Annotated in this window: 1 pseudogene; it reads right to left on the bottom strand. The window is 32.1% G+C overall.

Annotated elements, in window-relative coordinates:
* Positions 1–114 (bottom strand): annotated as a pseudogene (esaB, locus tag BST40_RS28790) (type VII secretion protein EsaB); the annotation flags it as partial.
* Between the last annotated feature and the right edge of the window lie 126 nt (positions 115–240).

A 240-nucleotide genomic window follows, 5' to 3' on the forward strand; every position in this document is an offset into this window, starting at 1 on the left:
GTCTAACACTAATGCTATTAGATTCTTAATCGGTAAATATGCTGGTACTGCTAAGTCATATGTGCCGTAATTATAATTAGTAAAATCAAATGTTACTTTTACGTGCTGATTCATTTTTCGTTCGTCTCCCTTTATGAATTGAAAAAATGACAAATCCTAAAGTCAAAAAAGCCCCTACAGACATCAAAATGTACGGGAATATTTTTTTCTCCTGCTTGTTTTGAATATAGGGGCTTTTAT

This window comes from Mycobacterium persicum, from assembly GCF_002086675.1.
GTDB lineage: Bacteria > Actinomycetota > Actinomycetes > Mycobacteriales > Mycobacteriaceae > Mycobacterium > Mycobacterium persicum.